We start from the raw sequence: 17476 nt of genomic DNA, 5'->3' as shown, positions 1-17476 counted from the left end.
AATCACAACAAACCCAATCTTCTCTACTGAAGACGATGAGAACTCCCCCTTTCTAGTCTAATACCATCACCAATTTTTTTACAATTCTGCAAGAATCGCTTTCAGCAAGCCTTTGAAATCACCTTTAACACGTTCAGTCACTTCTACAACTTCTTCGTGGTTAAGTTCTTCTTGGAAACCAGCTGCAAAGTTAGTAATACATGAAATACCGAGAACTTTCAAGCCAGAGTGGGCTGCAACAATAACTTCAGGAACAGTCGACATACCAACTGCATCTGCTCCCAATGTCTTATAGGCACGAATTTCTGCTGGGGTTTCATAAGTCGGACCAGTAACGCCGATATAGACACCCTCATCAAGCTTGATACCAAGTTTTTTAGCCACTTCATGGGCAGTAGCACGGTATTCTGGTGTGTAGGCCTTAGACATATCTGGGAAACGAGGACCAAAGTCATCCAAGTTTTCACCCATCAATGGGTTTTGACCTGTCATGTTGATATGGTCTGAGATAGCCATCAAAGTACCAGGCCCATATCCAATACCACCAGCAGCATTGGTTACAATAACACCTTCACATCCAAGAACTTTCATGACACGTACTGGGAAAGTCACGACTTCCAGAGGGTTTCCTTCGTAGAAATGGAAACGTCCTTGAAGAGCCAAAACCTTGCGACCTGCAAGTTCCCCATATACTAATTTACCAGCGTGACCAACAACTGTTGAACGGCCCCAGTTTGGAATATCCGCATAGTCTACTACAACTGGATTTTCGATTTCTTCTGCCAATTCTCCAAGTCCTGACCCAAGGATTAGACCGAACTCGGGGGCTGCAATTCCCTTTTCTTTCAGGAAAGTAGCAGTTTCATGGATTTTGTTTAAAAATGTCATTGTGTGTCTCCTTTATTATTTTTTTAACATTTGACCAATTTTGTCAAAGGTTTTAGCATTACGAATAGTAATGTGGCGGTAGAAAGGCATCTTGAGCAAGTACTTATGATAGGCAGTTGCATAGTAGGATTCCTCTGAGAATTTCCCCCAGAAAATACCAAGTTTTCCAAAATGAACGACTTCATCTTCCAGTTCCAAACCGTTCACTTTCTCGATCACTTGATTCACATCCAAGCTCTCCGTGTAGAAGAGCACATCTTTTCGAGCCAGGTCTTTGGTCCACCAATCTGGCAGATTCTCCAGCTCTGCTTCATAGTCTTCCTGACTCAGCAAAGAAAAGCTCTGAATAAATGGATAATGGATTTCAAAGAAAGCCTCTAACTTTTCAACCAATTGGGCTTTGGGAGCTGTCGAAGTAAAGAAAATGTTGCCACTGTTGATGTAGGTTTCAAGCTTTTCCAGTCCCAAGTCTGTCAGTTCTTGACGAAGCTCCGCCATGACAACCTTATTTTTCCCACCGACATTAATGCCCCGAACAAGTAAAGCATATCGCGTCATCTTATACCAATTTATCTAAGAAACTTTCACCAATCATGGCAGTTTCAACACCAAAATTATCCGCAACTGTTGCTGAGATGTCTGCAAAATGTCCAACTGGAATGACACCATTGCCTTTAAAGGCAGGGCTGTAGGCCAAAAGTGGAATATATTCGCGAGTGTGGTCTGTTCCTGCGTAAGTTGGGTCGTTCCCGTGGTCCGCAGTAATCAAGAGAAGGTCATTCTCTCTCATGGCTGCGATAATTTCAGGTAAGCGTTCATCAAACTCATGCAAGCAATCACGGTAACCATGAGCATTACGACGGTGGCCATAAAGGGCATCAAAGTCAACCAAGTTTGTGAATGAGAATCCTTTTTCAAATTCAGCAAGGGCCATGGTCTTCAATAGTGTATCAATTCCATGGCTGTTTGACTTGTTGTGGCCCATGTCATGGTTGATACCAGCACCGTTAAAGATATCATTGATTTTACCAACAGCATAAGTATCGATACCAGCTTCATTCAATTTATCCAAAACAGTCGGTGCAAATGGGGATACAGCCAAGTCACGACGGTTTGCTGTACGAGTAAAATTACCTGGTTCACCTACATAAGGACGAGCAATGATACGACCAAGAAGGGCAGGACGCTCAAGGGTAATTGAACGAGCGTATTCACAGATACGGTACAATTCATCCAAAGGAATGATGTCTTCGTGGGCAGCAATTTGCAAGACAGGGTCAGCTGAAGTATAGATAATCAGCTCTCCAGTTTCCATCTGACGTGGTCCAAAATCATCGATAACAGCTGTTCCTGAGTAAGGTTTATTGGCTTCACGAATGATCTTGCGTCCTGAGAATTCTTCGATTTTTGTCAAGATTTCTTCTGGGAATCCGTTCCAGAAAGTATCGAAAGGCTCCGTAATGTTAAGTCCCATGATTTCCCAGTGTCCAGTCATAGTATCCTTACCAAGAGATACTTCCTCCAATTTTGTTGCATATCCGGTTGGATTGCTTTCAGCTGGTACAGTCTTCAAAGGTACTTCACGAGGAATATTTCCTAGACCGATTTTAGCCATGTTTGGCACATTCAAACCAACTGTTTTAGAAATGTGTCCCAATGTGTCAGAAGCTCCATCTGGAACCCCTGCATTGACAAAGTTATTAGCATCTGGTGCAGCACCGATTCCTACAGAATCTAGTACCACCAAGTGAATACGATTAAATTTTGACATAGTGTATCTCCTTATTATTTTGATTTTGTTGAAGTTAAAATCTGAACTCCATCTTGTCCAGCAACGATGACCTTATCTACCATTTGGTTAAATAAGCCGTGTTCTACAACACCAACGACATGGTCCAATTTTTGTCCGAAAGCAATTGGATCTTCAATGACATCCAAGGCAAGGTCAATGATAAAATTCTGCATATCGGTCACAAAACGTTGACCATCTTTTTCACGGAAACTTGGTTTGTAGCCAGCTCGCTCAAAACGACGAAAGACCTGTTCTGCGCCATACTGAACTACCTCCACTGGCAATTTAAAAGCACCCAATTTTTCGACTAGCTTGCTTTCATCTACCACCCAAATATATTCTTTTGAGGGCGTTGCCACAACCTTCTCCATCAGAAGGGCACCACCACCACCTTTGATTCCATTAAACTGATTATCCACTTCATCCGCTCCGTCAACCGTCACATCAACAACGTCTACTCGATCAATAGACTTGAGCGGGATGTTAAGGCCTTCAGCCTGTTTACTAGTCACACTAGAAGTCGTTACAGCTGTAATCTGCAACCCTTCTTCCTTAATCCGACGACCGAGTTCTTCTACGAAATAATAGGCAGTAGACCCCGTTCCCAGTCCGACAACCATGCCATCCTTGACAAATTCAGCAGCCTTGATACCTGCCATTTTCTTCAGATTTTCCACTCAAACACCTCCATTAAAGAGCTACCTCTATTATACCATGTAAAGGCTTTTATTTCATCTGAAAATTGAAACCGATATCCATTCTCGGAGAAATCTTGCTAGAGTTGATTTTTTATCATAAAGATGATTAAATAGTTAAGTACAGAAAAGGAGAAATAAGATGAACCCATTAGATTTGTTGAATCAAGTAAAAGAACTAATCGAAACAAAAGATTTCGAAGCTGCAAAAACATTTGTTACAGAAAATCAAGAACAGCTTGGAGAATACTTCTCTCAAGCTCAGCAGTTGATTTCCGGTTCAGAAGGTCTAGATGGCTTCGTTAGCAAGATTAAAGGATTTTTCTAAAAATATAAGAGGCTGGCAAAACTCAATTTCAGTAGAAAATGAAATTAATTTTCCCACAATAAAACGCATAGTGTCAAATTTTTTGTAAAATCTGATACTATGCGTTTTTTATAATTAACTATGTTCTGTGATAAATTTATAGGCTTCTTGACCAGCGATAGCTCCATCTCCAACCGCTGTTGTTACTTGTCGGAGGTCCTTCAAGCGAACATCTCCAACTGCAAAGATACCGTCAACTGCAGTCTTCATGTGGCTATCTGTCACAATCCAGCCTGCCTGATCTTGAATATTCAATTCTTTAACAAAATCGCTAAGAGGGTCCAATCCAACATAGATAAAGACACCACCGAAGGCTTGTTCTGTCACTTGACCTGTTTTCACATTTTCAAATACGACAGATTCTACTCGGTTTTCACCCTTAATTTCCTTCACTACAGAATCCCAGATAAAGCTGATTTTCTCATTCGCAAAGGCGCGGTCTTGTAAAACCTTTTGGGCACGAAGTTGGTCACGACGGTGAACAATGGTAACAGTCTTAGCAAAACGAGTCAAGAAGATGGCTTCTTCAACAGCTGAATCTCCACCACCAACTACCAACAAATCTTGGTCACGGAAGAAGGCACCATCACACACGGCACAGTAAGAAACACCACGACTGTTCAGTTCTTCTTCTCCAGGTACTCCCAAAGGACGGTGTTTAGAGCCAGTCGCTACGATAACTGTACGTGTTTCATATGTTTGGTCATCAGTCATCACTTTCTTAAAATCACCATGGTCTTCAACATTTTCAACATAACCATAAATGTGCTCAACACCAAGATTTTCAAGCGGTTCAAACATCTTTTCAGCCAATTCTGGCCCACTAATATTAGCGTATCCTGGGTAATTTTCGATATCAGAGGTATTATTCATCTGACCACCTGGCAGACCACCTTCAATCAAAGCTACTTTCAGATTGCTTCGAGCAGCATACAAGGCTGCAGTCATACCTGCAGGTCCAGCACCGATAATAATAGTATCGTACATATAGATTCCTTCTTTCTTGTTGTAACTATCTTTATTCTAACTCTTTTTTGTCAATCAAGCAAGGATTATGCCTTGAAAACAAGAATTAAACTCATAACCGCAAAAGATAATACTGGAACAACCAAGACTCCAATCATAATCATATCATAGAGATGGGCTTGGCGAGCCTTGGCTGTCTTATCAACTCCCGACATGGCTCTTAGTCCAATCCAAATCCCTAAAAAAATCAGGACGAGGATGGTGGTCAAGATCAAACTCTCGAAATATAAAGAAAATAGTTGCAGTAGCATGATTTCTCTCATTTCTATCTTTTTTAAAGAGTAAACTCAGCTAGTCCAGCTAACTGAGTTTTTCTTTATCTATTATATCAAATATAAGTCCGTTTGTAACTAGCGAAGAATTCTTTTGTCCGCTCTTCTTTAGGATGGTGGATAATCTCATCCGGTGTTCCAGACTCAATGATTTTCCCCTTATCTAGGAAGAGAATCTTATCCGCAACTTGGGCTACAAAGGACATGTCATGACTGACCAAAATCATGGTTTGACCTGACTTAGCAGCATCTGCAATAGACTTTTCTACTTCACCGACCAATTCTGGGTCAAGGGCTGAAGTTGGTTCGTCTAAGAGCAAAACATCTGGTTTCATAGCAAGAGCACGCGCTAGGGCAACCCGTTGCTTCTGTCCACCTGATAAATGGCGAGGATAATGGTTTTCACGATCAGAAAGCCCAACCTTAGCCAACTCTTCCTTGGCAATCTTAGTCGCTTCTTGATCAGACAATTTCTTGACAACAACCAAGCCTTCTTTCACATTATCAAGTGCTGTGCGGCGTTCAAACAAATTAAACTGTTGGAAAACCATAGACAGCTTGCGACGTAGGGCAAGGATTTCTTCTTGAGTGATTTTAGAAAAATCAACTGAGAAATCATCAATCTGAATCGAGCCACTGTCAGGTGTTTCAAGATAATTGAGACTACGAAGAAAAGTTGATTTCCCAGCTCCTGAAGAACCAATCAAGGCTACAACTTCCCCTTTTTGAATATCCAAGTCCAGATGATCCAAGACAGTCTGTCCTGAAAAGGATTTGCTTAAATTCGAAATCTTAATCATTAACGAAGGTCTCCTTTCACATCTGTTTGCACTGTATCAGGTGCAGAAATAGCCATTTTTCTCTCGATGAAACGACCGAGGCTTTCAATTCCGATATTGACTACCCAATAAACAAGGGCAACGGAGATGAAGCGTTCAAAATAACGATAATCGGCACCACCCAAAATCTGAGCTTGGGCAAAGACTTCCACAACACCCGCACTAAAGGCTAGGGAAGTTCCCTTGGTCAATCCGATTAGAGAATTGATTAAGGTTGGAGTTGCCACAACTGCTGCATTTGGAATAATTACGCGACGATAAACTTGTGCTCGGGTCATCCCCAGACTGCGTGCCGCCTCAATCTCACCAGGATTGACTGAGAGAATGGCTGCGCGAATGGTTTCACTGGCATAAGCTGCTTCATTAAAGGCAAAGGCAACAATTGCAAAAGCAGCGGCTGGAATAGCATTGATATTGAGACCAGTACCCCATTGCTGATTGAGAGCTTTCAAAGCCAAAGGGATTCCGTAGTAGGTCAACATGAGTTGCACCAAAATCGGTGTCCCTTTTAAGAAACTAACAAAGAAGGCCTGCAAGGGATATAAAATTTTGACACGATTGATTTTCACAATGGCAAAAAGAAGGGCCAAAACCAAGCCAAAAAGGGCACCACCAATTGTCAACATAATCGTTGTTGGAAGTTGTTGGACAATTCTTGGAATTCCATCAAAGACCGAACGCAGGCTAAACAGCTTGCCATCCGGAATCAATTGCATCAAGTTTTGGTACCAATCTGATGCTAAAATCGTTGTAACATTCATAAAAACATCCTCTCCTGATAATGATTCATTCTACCATACTTCTGCCGTCAATGAAATTATTTGCTACGGTCAGATACAGACTTTTCTACCTACTAGTTTATCATACTTTGAAACAGGGAGGTTATATATTTTATCTATCAAAGAGATAGATAAAAACTATTTCAATCCCAATTCTTCATAAGATTTTCGATAACCGATTTGCTTAACAGTTCCATTTTCTACTAAAATGGGCCGTTTTAACAACATTCCATCGCTTGCTAGCAACTCAGCCGCTTCTTGGTTTGACAGACTTCCTACCTTATCTTTCAGCCCCAATTCACGGTATTTGATTCCACTGGTGTTAAAAAATTGCTTCAACTCGAAACCTGAGGTTTCTAGCCAGTTTAAAATGACTTCTTGGCTAGGTGTTTCTTCGACGATATGAACGGCTTTATAGTCCACACCAAGTTGGTTTAATTCTTGTTTTGCTTTTTTACAAGTTGAACATTTTGGATATTCGATAAATTCTAACATGTCTTTCACTTTCTATTTTATATCTTTAAAATCTGCGCCTTCATGCTCCAAGAGCCAAGCTTTCTTTTCCACTCCTGCGGCATAACCAGTCAGACGCTTGCCAGCTCCCAGCACACGATGACAAGGTACTAGGATAGACCAAGGATTCCGCCCCACTGCTCCACCAATTGCTTGAGCAGAAGCCACTTGCAAATCTTGTGCTATTTGCCCATAGGTCACTGTCTGACCATAAGGAATTCCCTGTAAATAGGACCAAACTCTCTTTTCAAAATCCGTTCCGATTGGAGCCAAGGGCAAGTTGGATAAATCCTGAGACTTACCTTTAAAGTAAGCATCTAAGCAAGTGATAACTGGGGTTAAAATGGGATGACTAACAACTGCTTCTATCGTCTCATCTCCTAATCCCCTCTCAAAATGTTTCTGCTCCTGTACCCAAATTCCATACAAATAGTGATCATCAGCTACGAGAGAAAGGGAACCAATCGGCGAAGAATAGAGTATTTTTGCGTACTTCTTTTGCATTATTTCTTCAATTTTTGATAGGCCAAACGTTCCCCATCAACCGGCACCTTTCCAACCCGTTTAAAACCAAGTTTTTCAAAAATATGTTGCATAACCTTATTTTCAGCATGCGTATCTGAGCGAAAATCTAGATAGTCAAAACCTTCAATCAAACCCTCTAAGAAGGTTTGAGCAACTCCTTGTCCCTGGGCATCTGCTGCCACAGCAATACGGTGAAAAACTAGGTACTCTGACTCCCCAGCTTGCCAGTTTCCTTCATAAATGGCTTCATAGGCTGCCTCTGGACTCTTGGTCACAGCAGCATAGGCTAATAGTTCTCCATCTTCCAAGGCTACATAGGCTTGACCTGAGATAATATCCTCAATAATAACATCAGCATTTGGATAACCATTTTGCCACTGGTCACTACCAGCATCCGCTAAACATTTTTTAGCATCCTCCATCACCTGCATGATGGCATCTACTTCATTTGGAAAAGCTAAACGAATCTCCATCTTTTCTCCTCATTTCTGACTAGTTTCTCCCATCATAGCATAATTTAAGTCTTTCTACAAGCAGTTAAAACTTGACTTTCTATTTTTATTATTTTATAATCTAGTTATCAAAACTAGATAAAAGGGAGCTGAAAATGAAAACTACCTTTTCCTACCCAAAATGGGTAGAAATTCCAAACATTGACCTCTATCTGGACCAGGTTTTACTCTATGTCAATCAGGTCTGCGCCCCTATCTCTCCTGATAAAGACAAGGGCCTAACAGCATCCATGGTCAACAATTATGTCAAACATGGTTACCTGACAAAACCTAACAAGAAAAAATACCAACGCCAACAGATTGCCCGTTTGATTGCTATTACAACCCTCAAGTCGGTATTCTCTATTCAAGAAATAGCACAGACACTTAATACTCTACAAAATCAAGCAAGTTCAGACCAACTCTACGATGCTTTTGTAAACTACATGAATCACGGAATTGACCCAGCTAACCCCATTATCCAAACCAGCTGCCAAACCGTTAAACTCTATCATCAAACTCTAGCCTTAATCCATCATACTCAAGAGGAGGTCATCCAATGAACACTAGTCTTAAACTCAGCAAACAACTCAGTTTTGGGGAAGAGATTGCTAATAGTGTAACCCATGCCGTAGGTGCAGTCATCATGCTCATATTACTCCCCATTTCATCCACCTATAGCTATGAGGCACACGGATTTTTATCATCTATCGGCGTTTCCATATTCGTTATCAGTCTCTTTCTCATGTTCCTCTCATCCACCATTTACCACTCTATGGCCTATGGTTCGACCCACAAATATGTCTTGCGAATCGTTGACCATTCGATGATTTATGTGGCTATCGCAGGCTCTTATACGCCGGTCGTCTTAACCTTAATGAATAACTTGTTTGGCTATCTAATTATTGCCATCCAGTGGGGAACGACCATCTTTGGTATTCTCTATAAAATCTTTGCTAAAAAGGTTAACGAGAAATTCAGCCTTGCTCTTTACCTGATTATGGGCTGGTTGGTTCTGGCAATCATTCCTGCCATTATCAGTCAAACGACGCCCATTTTCTGGAGTCTCATGGTAACTGGCGGACTCTGTTATACAGTTGGGACTGGATTTTATGCCAAGAAAAAACCTTATTTCCACATGATTTGGCATCTCTTTATCCTAGCAGCATCTGCCCTCCAATACATTGCTATTGTTTATTATATGTAAAAGAGGTCGGGACAAATCCTAACCTCGTTTTTATTCTCTATAATGTTTTAAATTCAAAAGCACTCTAGTCTTTTTTATAATATCTACTATCGTACCGCCAATTATGGGATACTACTTCCCTGCTAGTATGTAAATCAGAATAGTTATACTCTTCGAAAATCTCTTCAAACCACGTCAGCGTCGCCTTACCGTATATATGTGACTGACTTCGTCAGTCTTATCTACAGCCTCAAAACAGTGTTTTGAGCAACTTGCGGCTAGCTTCCTAGTTTGCTTTTCGATTTTCATTGAGTATTAAATCATAATCATTCGTTAATGAACCGTACCTAACGAATCAAGACAGACAAATGGTCACATAACAAAAAAACGTTTTCCAACGTTTTTTTTTGACTGTGATTTCTTTAAATGCATTTTTTCCTAAGGCAAATTATTCCCTGCTGCAAGATAAATTTCATACCATTCTTTTCTTGTTAAGCTAAAGTTTGCCGCTTAGCTAACTTCTCTCAAGTGCTTAGGATTTGTGGTACCTACGACTGCCTGCATTTTTGCTGGGTAGCGTAACACCCAAGCGATAGCAATAGCTGATGGGCTCACACTGTATTTTAATGCTAATCGATTTAGGACTTGGTTTAGTTGTTGGAACTTCTCATTGCCAACAAAATTCCCTTTAAAATATCCGAACTGCAAGACTGACCATGCTTGAATGATCACATCGTGTAATTTGCAATATTCAAAAATGCTACCATCTCGCATAGCTGCTTGACTATCTTCCATATTAACATGAAAACCTGATTCGAATCCTGGTGTAAAAGCCGCACTCAATTGTAGCTGATTAACAGCTAACGGCTGCTTGACATCTTTTTTAAGCAACTCCATCATCATAGGATTTTGATTAGAAACTCCAAAATCTCGAACCTTACCTTGTTCATAAAGGAGATCAAAGGCTTCTGCTACTTGGTCAGATTCCATCAAAGCATCTGGTCGATGAAGAAGCAAGCTATCTAGATGATCAATCTTCAATCTTTGCAAAATTCCGTCAACTGATTGTAATATATACTCTTTTGAAAAATCAAAATAGGTAAATTCTTCTATGCGAATGCCACATTTGGACTGAATCCACATCTTTTCTCTTAAATCTGGACGATTTTTTAGGACAAGACCTAACAGTTCTTCACAACGACCACGACCATAAATATCAGCTAAGTCAAAAGCATTGATTCCAACAGAAAGTGCTGTTTCTACAAGCTCTTCAACTTCTTTTACAGACTTATCTTTTATTCTCATCATTCCGAGAACAATTTCTGATAATTCTTTGTCATCTTGACCAAAAGTTATGTATCTCATCAAATTTTTCTCCTTTAATTTCTAACATTCTTCCCTTCATTATAACAAAAAACCGCTTTGCAACGGCTTTTTGACTATATTTCACTCCATTTTATCTTCTTAAACCCACGGAAAAAGAGAAAGATACCAATAAAGAGAACAGCTAAAGGAATAATCTTTGTAAGAAAAACATTTGAAATTCCCATCCACTCATAGTAACGGAGCAGAGAACCTACAATAAGCTGGGCAACAATCATACTGTTAAAGGGACGAAAAAAATCTTCTTTCCAATTCCAAATACTGATGACTAGAGAAAGCGTAAAAACAAGGAAACTATCCCAGGGAGCAGGAAGATAAAATGCTCCTTCTTGTACAAAACTTCCTATTCCTACATATCCCAGAACAACTAGCAGAACAAGAATCCCAACAACAATATAGGTGCCAATTTTCATTTTAGGAGAATCTTGGACTAAGCCCCAACGTAAGATTGTGGCCACAAGCCCAAAGCCAACTATAAAAAGAAGAAGTTGCCCTAAAAAAGTAAGCAAATTGACTGTTAAGAGAGGACCTTTAGAAAAATCACTTAGTAGTTGATAATAACGTAATACCGCTAGGACAAGAATTGGCGTCAAAAGGGACTCCTTGATAGAACTGCGTGGTGCTTCCTTGAGCATCTCTTTCATTATTTTTTTAGGATTCTTACCTAGATAATCCTCTGCACTCATGCCATCTCGTTCTGCTTCTGAAAAATCTAACATCATCAAATAAATCTGCTCTCTGAGATAGTCCTCATCATAGAGAAATCCAGCAAGATTAAAACTATCCCACAGTTCCTCAAAATACTGCTGATTCTCCTCAGAAAACTCATGTAGCAAAGCGCTTGTTTCTTCATAATACTTCATTTTCTTCATGGTTTACCCTCCATTCTTAATTCCTTCTACTTTTTGACTCAAATCGTCCCATTGTTGCCAAAAGACTGAGACACGCTCTTCTCCTTCTTTAGTTAACGAAAAATACTTCCGATCTGGACCATCTGGCGATGGGCGCATGTTGCCTCTTATCCATTGATTTTTTTCTAACTTTTGCAACAAAGGATAAATAGTTCCTGGAACGATAGTATCAAATCCAGCCTCTCGCAAAGTCTGAACCAACTCATAACCATACCGCTCTTTTTGACCAATCATATCCAAGACACAACCTTCAAGAATACCTTTTAATAGCTGAGTTTCCTTCATCCCTTCCCCCTTCTATCTATTTTGTAATACCTACTAGTAGCTTCATCTATAATATACCACTTTCACACTAGTTTGTAAAGCATAATAGTTGAAATAAAAAAACAGAACTAGCATGAACTAGTCCTGTCTATTTTTACCCAATCACACTTCCGTTTGGTACAGCTGGATCAACTGTGAGAAGGGTTAATTTTCCATCATGTTCAGCTGATAGGATCATACCTTGGCTGACATATTTTTTCATCATTTTACGTGGTTTGAGATTGGCAACGATTTGAACTTTCTTGCCGACCAATTCTTGTTCATTTGGATAGTATTTTGCAATCCCTGAGAGGATTTGACGATCTTCTCCATCACCAGCATCTAAGCGGAATTGAAGCAACTTATCAGAACCTTCTACTTTAGAAACTTCTTTGACTTCTGCGACACGGATTTCGACCTTGTCAAAGTCTTCAAACTTGATTTCTTCCTTGTTTAGTTTGAGTTCAACTTCGTCTGGGTTCCACTCTTTTTCGACTGCTGGTTTGTTGCCTTCCATTTGTTCCTTGATATAGGCGATTTCTTCTTCCATATCCAGACGTGGGAAGATTGGTGTTCCTTTGGCAACTACAGTCACATTTTCTGGGAAGTCAGCCAAGCTCAAGTTTTCAAGGCTAGAAACTTCTGCTAGACCAAGTTGAGTCAAGACTGCACGACTGGTCTCCATCATAAACGGCTCAATCAAGTGAGCGACGACACGAAGACTAGCTGCCAAGTGGCTCATGACACTTGCCAATTGGTTACGAAGAGCTTCATCCTTAGCCAAGACCCATGGAGCTGTCTCGTCGATGTATTTGTTAGTACGAGAGATCAGAGTCCAGACTGCTTCTAAAGCACGTGGGTAATCAACTGCTTCCATGTGTGTATGGTAGTCAGCGATTGATTGTTCTGCAACGTCAGCAAGAACATGGTCAAACTCTGTTACACCTTCTTCATAGGCAGGAATTTGTCCATCAAAGTACTTGTTAATCATAGAAACCGTACGGTTGAGGAGATTTCCAAGGTCATTAGCCAATTCATAATTGATACGACCGACATAGTCTTCAGGAGTAAAGGTTCCGTCTGAACCAACTGGAAGGCTACGCATGAGATAGTAACGAAGTGGATCTAGTCCATAACGCTCTACCAACATTTCAGGGTAAACGACATTCCCTTTAGACTTAGACATTTTGCCGTCTTTCATGACGAACCAACCGTGGGCAATCAAACGATCTGGCAATTTGATATCCAACATCATAAGAAGGATTGGCCAGTAGATTGAGTGGAAACGAAGGATGTCTTTTCCTACCATGTGGAAGACTGTTCCATTCCAGAACTTGTCAAAGTTACCATGTTCGTCTTGACCGTAGCCAAGAGCTGTCGCATAGTTAAGAAGGGCATCAATCCAAACGTAGACAACGTGTTTTGGATTTGATGGGACTGGTACTCCCCATGTAAAGGTTGTACGAGAAACAGCCAAATCTTCCAAACCTGGTTCGATGAAGTTGCGAAGCATTTCATTCAGACGACCATCTGGAGTGATAAATTCAGGATGGGACTTGAAAAATTCGACCAAACGATCTTGGTATTTGCTAAGGCGAAGGAAATATGATTCTTCAGATACCCATTCAACCTCGTGACCTGATGGAGCAATACCACCAGTTACATTTCCAGCTTCGTCACGGAAAACTTCTGCAAGCTGGCTTTCTGTAAAGAACTCCTCATCTGAGACTGAATACCAACCAGAGTATTCACCCAAATAGATATCATCTTGAGCAAGCAAGCGCTCAAATACTTGAGCCACTACTTTTTCATGGTAATCATCCGTTGTACGGATAAATTTATCGTATGAGATATCGAGTAATTGCCAGAGTTCTTTAACTCCAATTGCCATTCCATCAACATAGGCTTGTGGTGTAATCCCAGCTTCTTCTGCTTTTTGTTGAATCTTTTGACCATGCTCATCAAGACCTGTCAAATAAAAGACATCGTAGCCCATCAGGCGTTTATAACGTGCTAGGACATCACATGCGATAGTTGTGTAGGCAGATCCGATATGAAGTTTCCCAGATGGATAGTAAATCGGTGTTGTAATATAAAAATTCTTTTCAGACATAATTTTTCCTTTCCAGGCAAATGAAACCTGTTTTTCTAACACTTCATTATATCACATTTTTAATAATTTTCGATAGGGAAATCCATACAAAAACAAGATAGACAAGTGTCCATCTTGTTGATCTTATTCATAACGGAGAGCTTCGATTGGATCAAGTTTCGATGCCTTGTTGGCTGGCAAGACTCCAAAAACGATACCCACACTAGCCGAAACCGCAAGACTAAATAGGGCAACTGGGATTGATACTCCAACTTCTATACCCGCAATCAAGCCTTGCAATAGCAAACCTGCTAAGGCAGTTAAACCACTTGCAATTGTCAAGCCAATTAATCCACCTAACAAAGTCAAAATCATGGATTCAATCAAAAACTGGATTAAAATATTAGCACGTGTTGCACCCAAAGCCTTACGGAGACCAATCTCACGGGTACGCTCTGTAACAGAAACCAGCATGATATTCATAACACCAGTTCCTCCAACAAAGAGGGAAATACCTGCAATGGCACTAATAATCGTCGTCATAAAACTAAACGATTGTTGAACTTCTGCAAATGCAGCTGACTCATCTGATACTTGATATTCTCCCTGTTGCAAGCCAGCAAGCTCTGTCATTTTTCGTGCTAATTCTGGACCCAGAGTTTGAGTCAAGCTTGTGTCATTCACTCGAAAGACAATATTAGCTATTTCATCTACATTAAAATTCGCAGCAAGGGAAGTATTTGTAGTAATGGGCAAGCCACCAAAACCATATATTTTTGAACGTTTAGCCTCTGGACTAGTATAAACCCCAATGACTCGATAACTAAAACCATTGACTTCTACAACCTTGTTAATAGCCTCTTGAGGAGAGCCAAATAAACTAATGGACAATTCTTCATCAAGCAAAATAACACTTGCAAACTCTTTGAAATCTTGCTCTCTCAGACTACGACCTGCAATGATTTCATTCTTAACAGCGTCCATATAGGTTCTATTCCCGCCTGTCAAATTGGCATTTTCAACCTTTTTATCTTTATAAGTCAAGATGGCGTTCGTTGAGTTGGTTACATAGTAATTATCCACTCCCTTGAGTTTGGCTGCCTCTTTAACCCAGGATTCTTGCGGTTTTGGCGGTTCAACATGAACTTCCTCTTCTTTTCCAGAAACCGTAAAAGCTGATTGTTTCTGAGTAAAAGACCCATCTTTACTTTTTTTAGAAGAGAAAAAGACACTAATATTCTTCTGAGATTTGGTCATATCTTTGTTGAGTTGACGAGATAGGGAATCACCTAGAGCCATAATCACAACAACTGATGAAACACCGATAATAATCCCAATCATGGTAAGCAAAGAACGCATCTTATGTGCCATGATAGATGAAAAGGCAAATTTCAGATTCTGCATCTTAGTTTTCCTCCTTTTCTAACTGAGCACTATCAGATGAAATAACTCCATCGCGAATGACAATCTGACGTTTGGCATAAGCAGCTATTTCAGGCTCATGCGTTACCATGATAATGGTTTTTCCTTCTTTGTTCAAGTCAACCAATAGTTGCATGATTTGATTACCTGTTTTGGTATCCAAGGCTCCTGTCGGTTCGTCTGCTAGGATAATAGAAGGATTGTTTACCAAGGCACGCGCAATAGCCACACGTTGCTTTTGACCACCAGATAATTCCGAAGGCAAATGATGACTACGTTCTGTCAATTCAACCTTATCTAGATATTCCTCAGCTAACTTGCGACGTTTTGAAGCCGAAACTCCCGCATAAATCAAGGGCAATTCTACGTTTTGCAGAGCATTGAGTTTAGATAGAAGAAAGAACTGTTGAAAGACAAATCCGATTTGTTGGTTGCGGACCTTGGCTAGTTGTTTTTCACCTAGTCCAGCCACTTCTTGACCTTCAAGATAATACTCTCCACTGGTTGGTGTATCCAACATGCCAATCGTGTTCATCAGGGTTGACTTACCTGAACCGGATGGTCCCATGATGGCAACAAATTCACCCTCATTCACTTCTAGGTTGATATTTTTGAGAACCTGCAGTTCTTGGTCACCATTACGGTAGCTTCTGCAGATATTTTTTAAACTAATTAGTTTCTTCATCAGCCTTCACCTCTTTTCCTTCCTCTAGAGAAGACGTTGGGTTACTGATGACCTTGACTCCATTTGTCAGACCTGAAGTGATTTCTTGGTTGTCTGCATCAGCATTACCCAAACCAACTTCCACTTTTTTGGCCTTTTTCTGCTCGTCAAGCACCCAGACATAGTTCTTATCATTTTCAGTCACAATACTTGTTAGAGGAACCAAAATAGCTTTAGTCTTGTTCTTCACCTCAACACTTACTGAGAATCCTTGTTTTAAATCACCGATTTCACTTGTAACATCAATGGTATATGGATATTTAGAACCAGAATTACCACCTGCTGCGGCAGTAGCTGCACTTGCTGCTTCACCATTGTTTTTAGGGTAGTCAGAAATGTAGCTAATCTTACCAGTCCAGCTCTTATCTTGGTAAACTTTAGAAGTAAAGGTTACTTCTTGTCCTACAGAGAGGTTGGCAAGGTTATATTCAGATAGTTCCCCCTTAACTTGCAAGTTTTCATTGCTAACGACATGAACTACCACCTGGCTAGCTCCAGTTGGAGATTTAGAAACATTACGGTTGACTTCGACCACAGTTCCCTCTAAGGTACTGAGAACCGTCATTGCATCCAACTGACTTTGAGCCTTGCTTAATTGCGCTGCTGCATCTGCACGAGCATCACGAGCATCACCTAATTGTGCATCAATAGATGACACTGAATTTCCTGAGACTGGAGCTGGAGTTTGGGCTGCAGCTCCTTCGCCTCCTGCTGGTACTGGTAACTGGGGAGCTGAAGCAGCTTCATTTCGTGCTTGATTGAGTTCATTGATATGACGGTCTGCCTTAGCAACTGCTCGACTCGCTGAATCATAGGCCGCCTGGGCTTCTGAACTACTGTACTTGACTAAAGCCTGCCCTTCACTGACTTTATCACCCACAGAAACAAGGATTTCATCTAAATCTCCCTTACTAGCATCAAAATAAACATATTGTTCATTTTTTGCTGTTACTGTCCCTGACAATAAAACAGAGGATGCCACGCTTCCTTCCTTGGCAACAACAAGATGAGTAGCCTCATCTTTCACAGCAGTCTGAGAAGGTTGTCTAAAGAGCAAAATCCCCCCAGCACCCAATACAACTACACTTGCAGCACCGATTGCTGCATACAATTGCCACTTTTTAGCTTTACCATTCTTTTTCATAATGAAACTCCTTTTTGATTTAAAGTTCTTAACAATATTATACAAAAATTATCAATTTGAAACAATAACATTTCAGAACGAAATAATGACATTTCAGGATTTAATTATTGTTCGGAATTTATTT

The 17476-nt window shown here is 40.4% G+C and carries 19 protein-coding genes and 2 pseudogenes; 3 read left to right on the top strand and 18 right to left on the bottom strand.

Annotated elements, in window-relative coordinates; genetic code table 11:
- Positions 1-78: 78 nt before the first annotated feature.
- The 4 genes and pseudogenes from ACN076_RS04935 to rpiA form a co-directional block, all read right to left on the bottom strand.
- Entirely contained in the window at positions 79-888 is an 810-nt protein-coding gene (locus ACN076_RS04935) for a purine-nucleoside phosphorylase (protein ID WP_033677445.1), read from the bottom strand.
- Positions 885-1446: pseudogene (locus tag ACN076_RS04930) on the bottom strand (DUF1697 domain-containing protein). Before ACN076_RS04930 ends, ACN076_RS04935 begins: the two are co-directional and overlap by 4 nt.
- Before the next feature lies 1 nt (position 1447).
- The gene (locus tag ACN076_RS04925; RefSeq protein ID WP_420790235.1) at positions 1448-2659 is read right to left on the bottom strand and encodes a phosphopentomutase; all 1212 of its coding nucleotides are present in this window, start codon (positions 2657-2659) and stop codon (positions 1448-1450) included.
- A gap of 14 nt (positions 2660-2673) precedes the next feature.
- On the bottom strand, positions 2674-3357 hold the full coding sequence (gene rpiA / locus ACN076_RS04920; protein ID WP_420790234.1) for a ribose-5-phosphate isomerase RpiA: 684 nt from the start codon (positions 3355-3357) through the stop codon (positions 2674-2676).
- A gap of 160 nt (positions 3358-3517) precedes the next feature.
- Between rpiA and ACN076_RS04915 the strand changes: the two genes are divergently transcribed.
- Positions 3518-3703: a hypothetical protein gene (locus ACN076_RS04915; protein WP_420790233.1), complete on the top strand. Its 186-nt coding sequence runs from the start codon at positions 3518-3520 to the stop codon at positions 3701-3703.
- Between the two features lie 114 nt (positions 3704-3817).
- Here the strand turns inward: ACN076_RS04915 and trxB are convergent, their stop codons facing one another.
- From trxB to ACN076_RS04880, 7 genes are all read right to left on the bottom strand, one after another.
- Complete coding sequence (gene trxB / locus ACN076_RS04910; RefSeq protein WP_265478949.1) at positions 3818-4729, bottom strand: thioredoxin-disulfide reductase; 912 nt, start codon at positions 4727-4729, stop codon at positions 3818-3820.
- Positions 4730-4794: 65 nt separating this feature from the next.
- Entirely contained in the window at positions 4795-5019 is a 225-nt protein-coding gene (locus ACN076_RS04905) for a DUF4059 family protein (RefSeq protein ID WP_000926599.1), read from the bottom strand.
- A 77-nt stretch (positions 5020-5096) separates the two neighbouring features.
- Positions 5097-5840 (bottom strand): amino acid ABC transporter ATP-binding protein, encoded by a 744-nt coding sequence (locus ACN076_RS04900; RefSeq protein WP_000590965.1) that lies wholly within the window; start codon positions 5838-5840, stop codon positions 5097-5099.
- Complete coding sequence (locus tag ACN076_RS04895; RefSeq protein ID WP_001103449.1) at positions 5840-6640, bottom strand: amino acid ABC transporter permease; 801 nt, start codon at positions 6638-6640, stop codon at positions 5840-5842. Before ACN076_RS04895 ends, ACN076_RS04900 begins: the two co-directional genes overlap by 1 nt.
- 156 nt (positions 6641-6796) lie before the next feature.
- Positions 6797-7153 carry an arsenate reductase family protein gene (locus ACN076_RS04890; protein WP_000889093.1) on the bottom strand — a complete coding sequence of 119 codons (357 nt, stop codon included), beginning with the start codon at positions 7151-7153 and terminating at the stop codon, positions 6797-6799.
- A 12-nt stretch (positions 7154-7165) separates the two neighbouring features.
- Positions 7166-7675 (bottom strand): methylated-DNA--[protein]-cysteine S-methyltransferase, encoded by a 510-nt coding sequence (locus tag ACN076_RS04885; protein ID WP_261070712.1) that lies wholly within the window; start codon positions 7673-7675, stop codon positions 7166-7168.
- Positions 7675-8169 carry a GNAT family N-acetyltransferase gene (locus ACN076_RS04880; RefSeq protein ID WP_261070713.1) on the bottom strand — a complete coding sequence of 165 codons (495 nt, stop codon included), beginning with the start codon at positions 8167-8169 and terminating at the stop codon, positions 7675-7677. Before ACN076_RS04880 ends, ACN076_RS04885 begins: the two co-directional genes overlap by 1 nt.
- Before the next feature lie 134 nt (positions 8170-8303).
- Here ACN076_RS04880 and ACN076_RS04875 point away from each other — a divergent pair, with 134 nt between their 5' ends.
- Positions 8304-8750 (top strand): DUF1836 domain-containing protein, encoded by a 447-nt coding sequence (locus ACN076_RS04875; protein ID WP_261070714.1) that lies wholly within the window; start codon positions 8304-8306, stop codon positions 8748-8750.
- Positions 8747-9394 carry a PAQR family membrane homeostasis protein TrhA gene (gene trhA / locus ACN076_RS04870; protein ID WP_261070715.1) on the top strand — a complete coding sequence of 216 codons (648 nt, stop codon included), beginning with the start codon at positions 8747-8749 and terminating at the stop codon, positions 9392-9394. Before ACN076_RS04875 ends, trhA begins: the two co-directional genes overlap by 4 nt.
- 417 nt (positions 9395-9811) lie before the next feature.
- Here trhA and ACN076_RS04865 read toward each other — a convergent pair.
- The 7 genes and pseudogenes from ACN076_RS04865 to ACN076_RS04835 form a co-directional block, all read right to left on the bottom strand.
- Positions 9812-10738 (bottom strand): annotated as a pseudogene (locus ACN076_RS04865) (aldo/keto reductase).
- 74 nt (positions 10739-10812) lie between these two features.
- Positions 10813-11628 carry a hypothetical protein gene (locus tag ACN076_RS04860; protein WP_420790232.1) on the bottom strand — a complete coding sequence of 272 codons (816 nt, stop codon included), beginning with the start codon at positions 11626-11628 and terminating at the stop codon, positions 10813-10815.
- A 3-nt stretch (positions 11629-11631) separates the two neighbouring features.
- On the bottom strand, positions 11632-11952 hold the full coding sequence (locus ACN076_RS04855) for a PadR family transcriptional regulator (RefSeq protein ID WP_420790231.1): 321 nt from the start codon (positions 11950-11952) through the stop codon (positions 11632-11634).
- A 133-nt stretch (positions 11953-12085) separates the two neighbouring features.
- Entirely contained in the window at positions 12086-14083 is a 1998-nt protein-coding gene (metG, locus tag ACN076_RS04850; RefSeq protein ID WP_420790230.1) for a methionine--tRNA ligase, read from the bottom strand.
- A gap of 123 nt (positions 14084-14206) precedes the next feature.
- Positions 14207-15466, bottom strand: coding sequence for an ABC transporter permease (locus tag ACN076_RS04845; protein ID WP_261069913.1), 1260 nt, complete (start codon positions 15464-15466; stop codon positions 14207-14209).
- Between the two features lies 1 nt (position 15467).
- On the bottom strand, positions 15468-16169 hold the full coding sequence (locus ACN076_RS04840; protein ID WP_000733789.1) for an ABC transporter ATP-binding protein: 702 nt from the start codon (positions 16167-16169) through the stop codon (positions 15468-15470).
- Positions 16153-17355 (bottom strand): efflux RND transporter periplasmic adaptor subunit, encoded by a 1203-nt coding sequence (locus ACN076_RS04835; RefSeq protein WP_261052924.1) that lies wholly within the window; start codon positions 17353-17355, stop codon positions 16153-16155. Before ACN076_RS04835 ends, ACN076_RS04840 begins: the two co-directional genes overlap by 17 nt.
- Between the last annotated feature and the right edge of the window lie 121 nt (positions 17356-17476).

The organism is Streptococcus sp. K0074 (assembly GCF_048843365.1).
In the GTDB taxonomy this organism is placed as follows: Bacteria; Bacillota; Bacilli; order Lactobacillales; family Streptococcaceae; genus Streptococcus; species Streptococcus mitis_BM.
The sequence above is the reverse complement of the archived record's forward strand: the minus strand, read 5'-3'. Positions and strand labels throughout refer to the sequence as shown.

Coding starts and splice junctions, on each gene's coding strand:
- ACN076_RS04935 (WP_033677445.1), bottom strand. CDS start 888: ATGACATTTTTAAACAAAATCCATGAAACTGCTACTTTCCTGAAAGAA.
- ACN076_RS04925 (WP_420790235.1), bottom strand. CDS start 2,659: ATGTCAAAATTTAATCGTATTCACTTGGTGGTACTAGATTCTGTAGGA.
- ACN076_RS04915 (WP_420790233.1), top strand. CDS start 3,518: ATGAACCCATTAGATTTGTTGAATCAAGTAAAAGAACTAATCGAAACA.
- trxB (WP_265478949.1), bottom strand. CDS start 4,729: ATGTACGATACTATTATTATCGGTGCTGGACCTGCAGGTATGACTGCA.
- ACN076_RS04905 (WP_000926599.1), bottom strand. CDS start 5,019: ATGCTACTGCAACTATTTTCTTTATATTTCGAGAGTTTGATCTTGACC.
- ACN076_RS04900 (WP_000590965.1), bottom strand. CDS start 5,840: ATGATTAAGATTTCGAATTTAAGCAAATCCTTTTCAGGACAGACTGTC.
- ACN076_RS04895 (WP_001103449.1), bottom strand. CDS start 6,640: ATGAATGTTACAACGATTTTAGCATCAGATTGGTACCAAAACTTGATG.
- ACN076_RS04890 (WP_000889093.1), bottom strand. CDS start 7,153: ATGTTAGAATTTATCGAATATCCAAAATGTTCAACTTGTAAAAAAGCA.
- ACN076_RS04885 (WP_261070712.1), bottom strand. CDS start 7,675: ATGCAAAAGAAGTACGCAAAAATACTCTATTCTTCGCCGATTGGTTCC.
- ACN076_RS04880 (WP_261070713.1), bottom strand. CDS start 8,169: ATGGAGATTCGTTTAGCTTTTCCAAATGAAGTAGATGCCATCATGCAG.
- ACN076_RS04875 (WP_261070714.1), top strand. CDS start 8,304: ATGAAAACTACCTTTTCCTACCCAAAATGGGTAGAAATTCCAAACATT.
- trhA (WP_261070715.1), top strand. CDS start 8,747: ATGAACACTAGTCTTAAACTCAGCAAACAACTCAGTTTTGGGGAAGAG.
- ACN076_RS04860 (WP_420790232.1), bottom strand. CDS start 11,628: ATGAAGAAAATGAAGTATTATGAAGAAACAAGCGCTTTGCTACATGAG.
- ACN076_RS04855 (WP_420790231.1), bottom strand. CDS start 11,952: ATGAAGGAAACTCAGCTATTAAAAGGTATTCTTGAAGGTTGTGTCTTG.
- metG (WP_420790230.1), bottom strand. CDS start 14,083: ATGTCTGAAAAGAATTTTTATATTACAACACCGATTTACTATCCATCT.
- ACN076_RS04845 (WP_261069913.1), bottom strand. CDS start 15,466: ATGCAGAATCTGAAATTTGCCTTTTCATCTATCATGGCACATAAGATG.
- ACN076_RS04840 (WP_000733789.1), bottom strand. CDS start 16,169: ATGAAGAAACTAATTAGTTTAAAAAATATCTGCAGAAGCTACCGTAAT.